Raw genomic sequence first — 13,543 nt, forward strand, 5'->3', positions numbered from 1 at the left:
TTTACCGATGTCTAAAGTGAGGTTTTCTTTTTTCAATAAATGCTTCTACTCCTTCTTTAACATCTTCTGTTTGAAATACTTCTTCAAATAAATCGGCTTCTTTTTCTATTCCCTCTATTAAACTCATTTCCAATCCTTCATCGACTGCGTTTTTGATTCTAGATAAAGGTTGAAGTGACTTATTTGCTATTTGTAGGGCAAGGTTCATCGCTTTATCAAATGCTTTCCCATTTGGTACCACATGATTTACTAAGCCGATTCTCTCAGCTTCGTCTGAAGCAATTGGCTCCCCTGTAAACATCATTTCTTTTGCTTTTGCTTCACCAATTAGCCTGGGAAGTCTTTGTGTACCTGCTCCACCAGGGAAAAGGCCCAACTTAATTTCTGGAAAACCAAGCTGTGTCTGCTCTTCAGCAACCCGCATATCACAGGATAATGCAAGTTCACATCCACCACCAAATGTAAGGCCATCAAGTACAGCAATGGTTGGTTTCGGTAATTGATCCAAGTCATTTAACATGCCATGCATGAACATTACTTCACTTCGCATATCTGGATTTCCCATCATCTCTGGAAATTCCTTTATGTCCGCACCAGCCATAAATGCTTTGTCTCCAGCACTGGTTAAAAGGACACATACAACTTCTTTATCATTTTTTATCTCCGCAGTAATCCCTTTTAATTCTTTTTGTATCTGTTGATTGAGCACATTTAATGGTGGATTATCGATTGTAATGATGGCAATCCCATTTTCTTTTTTATAGGTTACAAGTTGTGACATATCATTTATCCCCTTTCGTATAGTCATACCAACCTTTACCGGTTTTTCGACCAAGATTTCCAGATTTAACTTTTTCTTCTATTGATTTTGGAGGTTTATTCTTCGGGTCGCCTGTTTCCTCATAGAGCTGCATATTTCCATAATAGCCAACATCTATTCCTGAAAGGTCCATTAATTCAAATGGCCCAAGTGGGTGGCTTAATGCTTTTTTCGCAATTAAATCAATCGATTCAAAGTCCGCATACCCATTTTCATATAAATAAACTGCTTCATTGGACAGTGCAAATAATAAGCGATTGGCTACAAAACCATATATTTCTTTTTCCAAAAGCACGCCTTTACGTCCAATACGTTCACAGAAATCGAGTGCTGTTTGGGCAGTTTCCGCGGAGGTTTGATCACTTTTCACTACTTCGACACAATCCATTACCAATGGCGGGAAGAAAAAGTGCATATTAATCACCTTATCTTTTCTTGTGGTGACATCTGCAATTTTGGAATTTACAATCGTTGAGCTATTTGTAGCTAAAACAGCACCCTTTGGTGCATAAGAATCCAGTTTGGCAAATATTTCACGTTTTACATCTAATTTTTCCACTACGGCTTCGATAACCAAGTCTGCATCTTTAACTGCCGTTTCTAGCTCTGTCGTTGTAGAAAGTTTTTCGAAAGCTACCTCTTTCTGTTCTTTTGTAACTTTGTCTTTTTTTATCCAATCCTGCATACGAGCTTCTAATACTTCTTTCGCCTTATCTATAGCACCTACTTCAATATCCTGTAGGGAGGTCTCGTATCCGCCAAGTGCACAAAGCATCGCTATTTGATGCCCCATTGAACCGGCACCTAAGACTGCAACTTTTTGTACGTTCTCTATATTCATCGTTATCTCCTCCACTTTTAGACGTTTTCAAATTATACGTTATAGAGGTTGTTCAAAATGTCACCAAATGATAAGCGGCGATTCTCTTCGTTGGCTTGTTTTTCCGCTACTCACGTATTAAAAGCGATACGCTCCGTTGCTCAAAACTACGCCTCCTCAACCTTCTTGCTTCTAATTCGGCAACTTTTGAACACGCACTTATACTAATTCTTCTCTGATTTTTCTGCGTAGAATTTTTCCAACACTGGTTTTTGGTAATTCTTCTCTAAATTCAATGAGGCGGGGCACCTTATATGCCGCCAAGTTCTCCCGACAGTAAGCTATTAACTCTTTTTCATCGCATTGTTGATTTTCCTTTAAAACGACAACCGCTTTTACTGTTTCTCCGCGATAAGGATCAGGAATCCCTACAACAACCGCTTCCTGGACAGAAGGATGTTCATAGATGACTTCTTCCACATCTCGGGGATATACATTGTATCCACTTGCAATAATAAGATCTTTTTTGCGATCCACTATAAATAAATACCCCTCTTCATCCACATAGGCGATATCACCTGTATATAACCAGCCATTTTGAAGTTGTTGCGCTGTTTCCTCTGGCATATTCCAGTAGCCCTTCATTACCTGTGGACCTTTAATTAGTACTTCTCCCGTTTCGCCAACAGGCATTTCACTTTCACCAGCAGCTAAGTCAACGATTTTATAATCAGTACATGGAACACCAATCCCGACACTTCCAGGTTTTCGTTTACCGAAGTAAGGGTTACAGTGAGTTGTTGGTGCAGTTTCTGAGAGGCCATACCCCTCCAATATGTTTGCACCCGTTTTCCCTTCAAACGTCTTCAAAATTTCTCTAGGCATTGGTGCACTTCCACTATTACAAATTTCAATACTGTCAAGTCCATATTCGCTGACCTTTGGATGGTTAATTAAACCGATATACATCGTTGGAACCCCAGGAAATGAGGTTGGCTGTACTTCCTTAATTGTCTGCAGAACTTCTTCCAGTTCAAACTTTGGTAACATGATACTCATCGCTCCTGTATAAATGGAAAGGTTCATACATGACGTCATACCATAGACATGAAACAAGGGAATAACAGTTAGAAAACGTTCTTTGCCTGGCTTGATGGCATCTTTAAAGTATTCATATGTCTGCATGACATTTGCCAGCAGGTTTTTATGTGTAAGCATCGCTCCTTTTGAACGACCTGTCGTACCGCCTGTATACTGCAGAACAGCTACATCTTCACGAGAATCGATAGTCACAGGTTCAGGAGGTTTCGATGCTTTTTTCAAAAACGCATCAAAGCCAATTGCCATACTGTCCTCTGTATCCCGGCCTTCTAGGTTTACTTTGATCACGCGTTTTGCAGAAGTTTTATCTTGAATCTTGTTTAAGACGGGAAGCAATGGTTCATAGATCACAATTGTCTCCGCACCCGAATCCGTCAATATATACTCCAATTCCTTACCAACAAGCATTGGATTAATTTGGGTAACAATGGCCCCAGCTTGCAAAGCTCCATAATAACTAATTACATATTGCGGACAATTCGGTAGCATAAGCGCTACCCGGTCCCCTTTCTTTATGCCTTCTTCTTGAAGAACAGAAGCAAAGGCACCAGCTAGTTTACCAAGCTTGTTATAATTTATCTCATGCCCATAAAAGTAAAGTGCAGATTGATCTCCGTAATTCGAAATGGTTTCTTGTAACATCTCTGGAATAGATTTATCTGGTATTTCCAATTCTTTGTTTATATGCTCTGGGTATTGGTCAAGCCATACTTTATTCATTAACATTCCTCCATAAAGATAGGTTTAAATAGGATAACGCTTACATTTTTGATTTATGTTTATTTTTTAAATAAAACATTTCATTCAGGACATTTTCAGGTACATTATTACGTTTTAACTCAGGTATAATATTTTCAAACAAGTGAGTTGGGTGCCAATTCTTAACCAACTCTGATACATCATCACCCATTTCAGGCGGACGTCCCATCCAGTAAGTAATTGAATCATGGGAAAGCATAATTTGATTTTCATAACCTTTCTGAATCAACTTTGTTAGTGTCTCGATACGTTCACTGTCCATCGGAGCACCAACCAGTTTTTGAATCCCGAATCGGTCGAATCCAATCCTCACACCTGTTTTTAGCGTTTCTTCATGATAGTCAAGGTTTGTATTTCCACACATATGCCCTATCACAATTTTGGACGGTTCAACCCCTGACTCGACTAGCAATTTGGCCTGTTCTGGACCCATTGTTCCTTCCTGAGTATGGGTAATTATTCGGATACCAGTCTCCTTATGAACCTTCGCCGCAATGTCAAAAAACATTTTCTCATAGGCTGTAATCTCATCTTTACTAGAAGCAAGTTTAATAACTCCCGGACGGATACCAGTTTTTGCAATCCCTTCATTTATTTCTGTCATGAACATGTCATAAATGTCTTTTTCCGCTGTTCCTAACCCATAACGAAACTTAAAATATGGTGTTGCCCCTTCACCTTCATAATAGTAACCGGTGGAACAAATAATTTGTAGTCCAGTCGATTCAGAAATTTTCTTTAATAACGCTGGATTCCTTCCACACTCATTTGGTGTTGGATCAACAACTGTTTTCACTCCATTTCTCTTTACCGCGTTAGCAGCTTCAATCCCAACCCTTAATGCCTCTTGCTCATTAAAAGCTCCCTTTGTCACATCGCCACTGAAACCCGGATATCCAAATACAAAATGCTCATGTATTAATGTCTTTCCCATATCTTCAACCAGGATTTTTCCTGTCACGGTTTCTATCCATTCTTCCATGTTTTACAGCTCCTTCAATTTTTAATTCAAAGGTATTAATTGTTACAATCAGCTGTTCTTCTGTAATTCTCTCCATAAGATCTTCCCACTGGTTGTCGTTGGGAAGCTTTCAATAAATTCAAGGATACGTGGATACTTATAGGCAGCCATTTGTTCCTTCGACCATTCTATGATGTCATTTTCAGTTACCTTCCCAATAAACTCATCTTTCAGAATGACAAATGCTTTGACAGTCTCGCCACGCTTGGCGTCAGGGGCGCTGACTACACATGCCTGTTGTACGGCATGATGTTTATATAAAACGGATTCAACTTCCGTTGGCCATACTTTAAACCCCGCTGCATTGATCATTCGTTTCAGGCGGTCAACGATGAAAAAGTAGCCTTCCTCATCTACTTTCACAATGTCACCCGTCCGGAAAAATTTTTTCTCACCTATTTTGATATGCGATTCTCTATTATCTTGATCACGTTTGTAATAACCGCGGAAAACTTGTGGTCCATTTACAACAAGTTCTCCCTCTTGATTAGCACCAAGTTCGTTTCCTGTGACTAGGTCAATAATCCGTGCATCTACATCAAATGAAGGAATCCCTAGGCATTGTAACTTTGGTCGATTAGGTGGATTGAAATGTGTTTGTGATATGGTTTCGAACAAACCGTAACCCTCAATATATCTGAGACCTGTTCGATTATACAGTTGTTCCCCAACTGCCTCTGGAAGTGGAGCGCCTCCTCCGCCGATTGCTTTCAAAGAAGATAAATCATAGTTAACTAGATTCGGATTGGACAAAAAGTCGATCAACATGGTGCTGATATTAATCCAATTAGAACAGCCATGCTTTTCAATCGTTTTAGCTGCATAATCACGATCCCAGCGTGTCATCATTACCATGGTACTTCCTGAATATAAGGGAGCTAACGCGCTATGGATTAGTCCGGTCACATGGAATAGTGGTAAGGTGGTCAGAATCACTGCATCGGCGGTAACGTTCATCCAGTGACTCGTTCCAACTGTATTAGCCTGAACGGTTTTATTCGTGTGAACGCAGCCCTTAGGCAAACCTGTTGTCCCAGATGTATACGGAATCATTGCAACATCTTCATCTTCTCCGGTATATGCAGCAGCTTGACGGGTTGTATTTAATGCATCCTTCCATGAAGTATCTTCGGTTAATGCATTCGATGGTGCTGTTAATTCTGGCGGTAAATTCTCACGTGCTTTTTCCGTATCCATATAATCTGAATAGGATGCCACAATAAGATTTTTCAAAGAGGTTTCTTCTTTTAGTGGTATTACTTTCTCATATAATTCCTGTCCAACCAATGCTTGCCTGATGTCACAATCCTGAACATAAAACGTTAGATCTTTCGTAGTACTCATTGGGTTGATTGGTACAACTACTGCCCTCAGGCGCAAAATCGCAAAAAAACTAATTAAGAATTGAGGTGAATTCTGCATGAACAATAATATTTTTTCTTCTTTTTTAACGTTTAACTCGCTCTCTAAATATCCGGCAAGCTGTTCCACTTCCTTTAGAAGCCGTTTATAAGAATATGCCTGCCCATAATACTGAATGGCTATTTTATCCGGGTATTTTTTTGCAGAAATAACCAAGTTATCATATAATGTCGTCTTCGGTACCGTTAATGTTTTCGATAAAAGAGGGGGCCAAAATTCAAAATGATTGGGATTCATTATATTTACTCACTCCTCATTGAAACTGGAAATCGAAAATACCTAACTTTTCTCTTAAGGAACCAGAACAAGCTTCCCTTTGGTTTCCCTCCCCTGTAATTTTCGGTGTACTTCAGCAGCATCAACTAATGGATAAATGCCACCAATAGTAAGCTCGAGCTTTCCTTTAGTCACATAAAGCAACAATTCCTCTAAGCTCTCTTGAAATAAGGTTGGTTTATTCATAATTTGCGGCAAGAAAAAACCGACCACGGACTGATTCCTTCTCATTAGAGTAGAGGGATAAAACGCCGCCTGTTCTCCACTTGCAGCTCCATAAATAACAAGACGTCCAAAAGGAGCTAGGCATTTAACCGTTTTCTGAAAAATGTCACCGCCGACCATTTCAAGCGCTACGTCCACGCCTTTTCCACCGGTTAATTCACGAACCCTTTTCTCCCATCCCTCTTCCGTATAATTGACAAGGTGATCTGCACCCATTTCCTCTGCAAATGTTAACTTTTCCGTTGTACTGGCTGTAGCGATCACCTTTCCTGCACCAAATAATTTCGCCAGTTGTACCGCCAATGAGCCAACACCACCGGCCGCTGCATGCACAAGAACGGTCTCCCCTTCTTCCAGTCTTCCCATTGTTTTCAATATATGATAGGCACTCAACCCTTGTAATGGCAGAGAAACTGCCTTCTCAAAACTAACATCATCCGGTATTGGGATAAGATTATCTGGTTGCACTACTGCATATTCCGCATAACCGCCAGAACCAATCAGGGTTACTACTCGATCTCCTTTTATCACGCGTTGAACGTTCTCACCAACTTCAGCTACAACCCCAGCAATTTCTGCTCCTGGTATAAAAGGCAACTCCGTGGGCACTACGTAAGACCCTTGGCGCCTCGCCGTATCTGCGTAATTTATACCTATTGCCTTAATTTCAATTAATACCTCTTCCTTGCCAATAGCTGGTACTTCCTGTTCTATTACGTTTAACACATCTGGTCCACCAAACTCACTGAATTGAACTACTTTCATTTTCACTTTCCTCCTAAATTCTGCTTTTCTAAACTCGCTTCAGCTTCCTTTTCAAGGACGATTGTTTTACCATCTATTAACCTTGGCACAATAGCTAACACTCCTTGCTGACTAACAAGTTCTATATCTTCTTGCAGATTATATTTTTTCAGCATCTTCCCTACTCTTGTATCACTTAGCACCTGAAAAGCATAATGAGATAAATTTTCATAGAATAGCTTTGCAGATAGTGCGCTGTCTGTTAAATCTGCATTTGTCATGCCGGATTCGTTAACGAGTTGCGATATGAAATACCCAGCACCATAAAAATCTTCCATGCAAAATTGATTGGATGATCCTGAACATACAACCACTATCGTTTCATCTTCGTACGTACTTGCAATTCGTTTACTCACTGCTTCTCCATTTAATAAAGAAGCGATATATACTTTTTTCGCTGGTGCCGACCTTCGAATAGCAACCGTTCCATTCGTCGTTGAGAGTATGACTGTTTTTTCCTTCAACTGTCCTTTGAGAGTAGAGGGAGCCGGATTCATAAATCCATCGATTGTAATTCCGTTATATTCCCCTACAAGTGCGATTTCTTCAGACAAGTAATTTTCAGCTTCTGATATAGCTTCTGCTTCATCCATCACAGGAATGACACGGTCTGCACCATAGTTCAGGCTTGCCGTAATAGTAGAAGTTGCAAGCAATACATCAAAAACAACTGCAATTTTATCGTCATTCATTTGAGCCGAATCTATTTCTTCTTTTTTTAATAAGAGATGTATCTTCACTGGATCACACCTTTGGCAGAATTTAAAGCGTGATGTATGAGACTCTCCACGTATTCGTTAAACCTAGCAAACCGCTGGTCACTTGTTTGTCCCTTTTTGTAACGGTAGTAGATCTGCTGACAAATAACAGCAAGCTTGAAGTATGCAAACGTAAGATAAAAGTGAATTTTTGATACATCACGACCACTTTTCGACGCATAGTCTTCCAGAAATTGGGCTCGACTGAAGAATCCATCCTTTATCGTTACAGAAGGTTTTCCTAGTCCCTTTTTTAGTTCATCTGGATCGCCTGCTTCAATCCAGTAGCTTAATGCTGCCCCGAGGTCTGCTAAAGGTTCACCCACGGTGGTCATTTCCCAATCAAACAAACCTGTCATTTTACTGAAATCATTCGAAAACATTGCGTTATTTAATTTATAATCATAATGTATAATTGCTGGTTCAGGAGAGACTGGAACGTTATTCTTAAGCCAATTCGTTAATTGATCAAGCCCAGATATCTCATCGGTTTTAGAACGAAAATAACGGTTCGTCCATCCCGCTACTTGACGTTCCATAAATCCATCTGGTTTGGTCATGTTTACCAATTCTGTTTTCGTGTAATCTACCTGATGTAATTCTACTAAGTTATCAACCATCACTTCCGATATTTTTCGGCCTAATGATGGATCGTAAACCACATCTTCAGGAAACGCAGAATCTACCACTATCCCTTTTCTTCTTTCCATGATAAAAAACGGACTCCCTACTATAGATTCATCCTCCGAAAAAACAAATGGTTTTGGTGCAGTAGGATATAATGGATGTAAACTTGATAAAATCTGACTTTCCCGTCCCATATCATGCGCTTTTGGCGCTACTGGCCCTAATGGTGGGCGGCGCAACACCGCTTCCCAGTCCCCTACTTTCAATAAATAAGTTAAATTAGAGTGACCTGCGCCAAACTGTTCAATCTCCAATGTCCCATTCGGAATATCCGTTATATTTTCTCGGATAAATTGAAATAATACCTCATTATTTAACTCTTCCCCTTTTCGAACACTTATCGTATCACTATACGAAGATTTCATTTCTTTTTCCCCTCCTACTAACACAACAAGTAGCAATTAAATTAATAATATTAGATTAATTGAAGTTAGGTGTATAAATTGCCATTAAACAAAATAAGTTCTTGCATTCATAGCACTAACTAGTTGGTATGTTAAAACTATTCCGTTAATTTGTTGCATATTACTATCCTAACAAATAGTAATATTAATTTTGAATACCGTTTAAAATCATATCAGCATAAATTTTTACCAATTCCTCCGGTGAGGTACTTCCACCTGATTGATACCAATTGTAGCTCCAATTCGTTATACCAACAATCCCAAACGCTACCATGTCTGGCTTCAAAGATTTTCTGAATTCTCCTTGTTCCATTCCTAGTTGCACAATTTTTTCAACATTCAGGCGGAACTTTTTTCGTTCTTGTCTTATTTTATCCCTATTTTCATCTGTTAAATGTCTTAACTCCCGGAAAAACACTCGGGCACTTGGTCCTTCCTCTATAATATTTCTGATTAATAAACGTATATTCTCCGTAAGTTTATCTTTTTGAGACATCTGATCCTTATTTAGGATTTGTTCTTGACGTTTTAATAGCGTTGTAATGTAATCATAGTGGATATCCATTAGCAGCTGTTCTTTACTATGAAAATAGTAATAAAATGTTCCCTTTGTGACACCTAATACATCAACGATATCCTGTATTGATGTTGTACTGAAACCCTTTTTTTCAAATAGTAAGATACTCTCTTTCGTTATTTTTTCCTTCATATGCACACTATCCTCGCCAGCCGTATATTTTTTCATAGCCTTTAATGTATCACAATGTACCATACAATTCATCTATTAAAGAGTATGTGATCCACCATCAACCGTCAAAATATCCCCTGTTATAAAGTCGGATGCCTTCGTAGCTAGGAATAGTGCTGCACCTTTCATATCTTCATCACTACCAAATCGATTCAATGGCGTTCCTTCCAATATTTTATCGCCACCTTTTTCAAGTAATCCATTTGACATTTTCGTCGGGAAAAACCCTGGAGCAATTGCATTGACATTGATATTATATTTGCCCCATTTTGCCGCAAGATCTTTTGTAAACGTCATGACTGCACCTTTACTTGTATTGTAGCCGATTGTATCCATATACCTCGGATCTGATCCGCCAAACCCAGCAACCGAAGCAATATTAATGATTTTTCCACTTTGTTGTTTAATCATTTCTTTGCCAACAGCCTGGCTCATCAGAAATGTTCCTGTTACATTGACATTCATCACCTTCTGCCACGCTTCAAAAGGCATATCAACCACCGATGCCCCCCATGTAGCTCCACTATTATTTACTAGAATATCAATTGCACCAAAGTGTTCAACTGTTCCTTCGACTATTTTTTTTATATCATCCTGATTTGCCACATCACAACTAAAAGCTAATGAGTCAACACCTAACGTTTTAAGTTCTTCGCTTTTTTCTTTACATGCATCATATTTCCTTGAACAAACCACAACATTTGCCCCTGCTTCTGCAAAGATTTCCGCAATTTGTGCACCTAACCCTCGTGCTCCGCCTGTAACAATCGCAGTTTTACCTTCTAAATTGAATAAGTTTTTTATACTCATTTATTTCCCCCTATATAATCAATATTTCCGTAGTTCTAAATTAGCAATCTGACGACGATGTACTTCATCTGGTCCATCTGCAAGTCTTAATGTTCTTGCATTCGCCCAATGATATGCCAGGGTAAAATCATTACTAACACCTGCAGCTCCATATGCTTGAATTGCTTTGTCAATTACGTCCAGCGCCATATTTGGTGCGACAACTTTAATCATCGCAATCTCTGCCTTCGCCTCTTTATTGCCAACCGTATCCATCATATAGGCAGCTTTTAATGTTAATAAACGTGCTTGTTCAATATTGATTCGAGAATCAGCAATCCATTCTTGCACAACACCTTGTTCCGCTATCTTTTTACCAAAAGCCTCCCTTGTTTGTACGCGCTTACATAAATCTTCAAGCGCACGCTCTGCAGCACCAATTAACCGCATGCAATGATGGATTCGTCCAGGCCCAAGTCGCCCTTGTGCAATAGCAAATCCTTTCCCTTCATCCCAAAGCATATTTTCTGCAGGTACCCTCACATTATCATAAAGAATATCCGCATGACCATGTGGCGCATCATCATAACCAAACACTGGGAGCATACGCTCAATTTTAACACCTGGTGTGTCTAACGGAACTAAAATCATCGATTGTTGTTCATGCTTTGAAGCTGCCTCATCCGTTTTCCCCATTACAATGGCAATTTTGCAGCGAGGATCCCCTGCACCAGAAGACCACCATTTCCGTCCATTAATGACATATTCATCACCATCTCTTTTAATACTGGTTTGAATATTTGTAGCATCACTTGAAGCAACATCAGGCTCTGTCATTGAAAAACAAGAACGAATTTCCCCGACAAGAAGTGGCTCCAACCACTGTTTCTTTTGTTCCTCTGAACCATAACGAGCCAATACCTCCATATTCCCTGTATCTGGCGCACTACAATTAAACACCTCAGGTCCTATCATCGATTTTCCCATTATTTCACAAAGTGGTGCATATTCTTGATTGGTTAAGCCAGCACCATATTCGCTCTCAGGTAAGAATAAGTTCCATAACCCTTCTTCTTTTGCCTTTTTCTTTAACTCATCCATAATGGCAGGAGTGTCAGACCAGCGACTTTCCTGTTTATTTAACTGTTCGTTATACACCTTTTCATTCGGGAAAATATGTGCTTCCATGAAATCATTTACCTTTTTCTGTAATCCTACAACTTTTTCTGAATACGAAAAATCCATCATTTCATCCCCCAATGTTTTATTTTAATTAACCTACTGGATAGTATGTTCAGAATATTAATTTTAATTATAACAGAATAGAAGATGATTGCAAGACATTTTTGTATGTAATTTCAGCGTCTTATTCAAACGTCCAGTAATATCATACATAACCAGCGAAAGATTAATGTTATGCGTTTTTTATAAGAGCAATCTGAGCAAATGTACAAAGTTCTATCCTATCGATAACATTTTTTATCCTTCTTGATTTTCTTTCTATTCCCTGCAAACTTTTTTCAATAAGCGCTACCGGATCACACATCATTTCTCCATGTCTTGGATAGATGATAGCAAAATAAATCTATCCAAGACATGGAGAAACTTAACACCACCCTATATTACTGCGCCGTATACCCACCATCGATAACAACAGCCTGACCAGTTACACCTTTGGCCTTGTCACTTGCCAAGAATAATGCATAATCGGAAACTTCCTGAACGTTTAATAATCTTCTTTGAGGTACTAACGGATAAAGCACCTCTTCAAGTACTTTTTCCACTGATACATTTCGGTTTTTAGCTAAATCATTAAATTGATTCCTAACAAGTGGTGTGTCAGCATACCCGGGGCATAACGCGTTAACTGTGATACCATAATCTGCACCTTCTAATGCTGCTACTTTTGATAACCCAATCACCCCATGTTTCGCACTATTGTATGCTGCTTTTCCAGCAAATCCAATTAATCCATTAACCGATGCCATATTTAGGATGCGACCAGATCCTTGCTTTTTCATAATTGGAAATACATGCTTTGTTGCCATGAATGGGGCAACAAGCATAACTTTGGTAATAAACTCAAATTTTTCAGTAGAGAAATCTTCAATTGACGCTACATGTTGTAACCCTGCATTGTTAAAAAGAACATCAATCCTACTATATTTTTCTACCGTTAAATTAATTGCTTCCTGTAGTTCTTCTTCTTTTGTCACATCACACTTTATACCGATGCATTCGTATCCTTTTTGCCTTAAGTGTTCAGTTACTTCTTTTACTTTATTCTCATCAATGTCAGAAAAAACTACTTTTGCACCATTTTTTATAAATTCGACGCCAATTTCATAACCAATTCCACTTGCTGCACCTGTAATAAACACAACTTTATCTTCTACCATTTTTCTACCTCCCATTTAGTAAGACCGACTAAAGAAAGTACTAATTAAGAATAGAACAAAAGGAATCAGAAGTTAAAATTCTGATTCCTTTACCCTTAAAAAGTTACTTTTAACACCTTACACCCAGCGAGTAGTAATAACTTTTTTACGTGTATAGAAATTAAGTCCATCTTTACCGTTGGCATGAAGATCCCCATAGAAGGAATCCTTCCAGCCAGAGAATGGGAAGAACGCCATTGGTGCTGGAACCCCGATATTTACACCAAGCATCCCCGCATCAATGGTTTCACGGAACTGACGTACACTTCCACCATCTTTTGTAAAGATACATGCGCCATTTGCAAATGGGGATTTATTCGTTATTTCGACAGCAGCATCAAGATCCTTCACTCGGACAATGGATAAAACAGGTGCGAAAATTTCATCCTGCCAAATTTTCAGGCTTCCACTTGCTAAAGCATCTGTAGACATTTTACCGGAAGCGGTCTCAAATTCTTGTTTATCAATACC

12 protein-coding genes and 1 pseudogene are annotated in these 13,543 nt (G+C 39.1%); all 13 read right to left on the bottom strand.

The window, feature by feature from the left end; translation table 11 throughout:
* Position 1: 1 nt before the first annotated feature.
* Positions 2-781 carry an enoyl-CoA hydratase/isomerase family protein gene (locus OLD84_RS14375; protein WP_209464326.1) on the bottom strand — a complete coding sequence of 260 codons (780 nt, stop codon included), beginning with the start codon at positions 779-781 and terminating at the stop codon, positions 2-4.
* Between the two features lies 1 nt (position 782).
* Positions 783-1,661 carry a 3-hydroxyacyl-CoA dehydrogenase family protein gene (locus OLD84_RS14380; RefSeq protein WP_209464325.1) on the bottom strand — a complete coding sequence of 293 codons (879 nt, stop codon included), beginning with the start codon at positions 1,659-1,661 and terminating at the stop codon, positions 783-785.
* 198 nt (positions 1,662-1,859) lie between these two features.
* Complete coding sequence (locus OLD84_RS14385) at positions 1,860-3,467, bottom strand: long-chain-fatty-acid--CoA ligase (protein WP_209464324.1); 1,608 nt, start codon at positions 3,465-3,467, stop codon at positions 1,860-1,862.
* Positions 3,468-3,501: 34 nt separating this feature from the next.
* A complete protein-coding gene (locus tag OLD84_RS14390; RefSeq protein ID WP_209464323.1) occupies positions 3,502-4,482 on the bottom strand; it encodes a phosphotriesterase family protein in 981 nt (326 codons plus the stop codon).
* A 48-nt stretch (positions 4,483-4,530) separates the two neighbouring features.
* Complete coding sequence (locus OLD84_RS14395) at positions 4,531-6,180, bottom strand: long-chain-fatty-acid--CoA ligase (protein ID WP_209464322.1); 1,650 nt, start codon at positions 6,178-6,180, stop codon at positions 4,531-4,533.
* Positions 6,181-6,234: 54 nt separating this feature from the next.
* Positions 6,235-7,209: a quinone oxidoreductase family protein gene (locus tag OLD84_RS14400; protein ID WP_209464321.1), complete on the bottom strand. Its 975-nt coding sequence runs from the start codon at positions 7,207-7,209 to the stop codon at positions 6,235-6,237.
* Between the two features lie 2 nt (positions 7,210-7,211).
* Entirely contained in the window at positions 7,212-7,988 is a 777-nt protein-coding gene (locus OLD84_RS14405; protein WP_209464320.1) for a 2-phosphosulfolactate phosphatase, read from the bottom strand.
* Positions 7,985-9,058: a phosphotransferase family protein gene (locus OLD84_RS14410; RefSeq protein ID WP_209464319.1), complete on the bottom strand. Its 1,074-nt coding sequence runs from the start codon at positions 9,056-9,058 to the stop codon at positions 7,985-7,987. Before OLD84_RS14410 ends, OLD84_RS14405 begins: the two co-directional genes overlap by 4 nt.
* A gap of 184 nt (positions 9,059-9,242) precedes the next feature.
* Positions 9,243-9,806: a TetR/AcrR family transcriptional regulator gene (locus OLD84_RS14415; protein WP_209464318.1), complete on the bottom strand. Its 564-nt coding sequence runs from the start codon at positions 9,804-9,806 to the stop codon at positions 9,243-9,245.
* A 75-nt stretch (positions 9,807-9,881) separates the two neighbouring features.
* Positions 9,882-10,655 (bottom strand): SDR family oxidoreductase, encoded by a 774-nt coding sequence (locus OLD84_RS14420; RefSeq protein ID WP_209464317.1) that lies wholly within the window; start codon positions 10,653-10,655, stop codon positions 9,882-9,884.
* A gap of 18 nt (positions 10,656-10,673) precedes the next feature.
* Positions 10,674-11,879: an acyl-CoA dehydrogenase gene (locus OLD84_RS14425; RefSeq protein WP_209464356.1), complete on the bottom strand. Its 1,206-nt coding sequence runs from the start codon at positions 11,877-11,879 to the stop codon at positions 10,674-10,676.
* 377 nt (positions 11,880-12,256) lie between these two features.
* A complete protein-coding gene (locus OLD84_RS14430; RefSeq protein WP_209464316.1) occupies positions 12,257-13,033 on the bottom strand; it encodes a 3-hydroxybutyrate dehydrogenase in 777 nt (258 codons plus the stop codon).
* Positions 13,034-13,150: 117 nt separating this feature from the next.
* Positions 13,151-13,483 (bottom strand): annotated as a pseudogene (locus OLD84_RS14435) (aldehyde dehydrogenase family protein); the annotation flags it as partial.
* Positions 13,484-13,543 lie beyond the last annotated feature (60 nt).

It is taken from the genome of Virgibacillus natechei, assembly GCF_026013645.1.
In the GTDB taxonomy this organism is placed as follows: Bacteria; Bacillota; Bacilli; order Bacillales; family Amphibacillaceae; genus Virgibacillus_L; species Virgibacillus_L natechei.